Below are 591 nucleotides of genomic sequence, written 5' to 3' on the forward strand. Positions count from 1 at the left end.
GCTGATTTGATCAACAACGCCTCGAAGAAGTAGTTCGACAAGGCGACCATTTTGCTGCGATCGAGCCCTTTCTCCATTTCACGCTTCTTAATAAGAACCGGAATGTAGATCTGCTCTGCACCGCGTCCTTGGTGTGTTGGAATCGTCAACTCGTAACCGAAGATATCCTTAACCGCATTCGACAATGCGTAGTAACTGCGGCTACCACTGTAAGCTTCATCACCCATTAACATCGCGGCTTGCATACGCTGAGTGATAGATCCTGTTCCGCTGTCTGTCAGTAAGTCGATAAACACATCATCACTGTCGAGCAAAAATGGGTTCATGCCCGCGTCGACAATGGCTTGTTCACGATAGGCGCGAGTTGTTCTTTTTACTGGCTCTACAACACGAATACGAAACGGTTCTGGTAGATGTTTGAAGTTTTCCATAATAATACCTTTCAATACATTCCGATCAGGTCGAAATGTATTTTCTTTAGATGTCACGAGTCCTCACTATTAAATTAATAGTTCCGTATAAAGATACACAGAAAATTAACAGTGAAAATAAACAAATTAAATAATGACTTATTAGGGCGTGTTGATCTTT

The 591-nt window shown here is 42.1% G+C and carries 1 protein-coding gene; it reads right to left on the reverse strand.

Features of this window, described 5'->3' with window-relative positions; all coding sequences use genetic code 11:
- The coding region (locus tag AB4138_RS23705; RefSeq protein ID WP_372307950.1) for a beta-eliminating lyase-related protein at window positions 1-431 on the reverse strand (431 nt) is incomplete at its 3' end.
- Window positions 432-591: the final 160 nt, after the last annotated feature.

It is taken from the genome of Vibrio sp. 10N.286.52.C3 (assembly GCF_041468865.1).
GTDB classification, from domain to species: Bacteria; Pseudomonadota; Gammaproteobacteria; order Enterobacterales; family Vibrionaceae; genus Vibrio; species Vibrio crassostreae_C.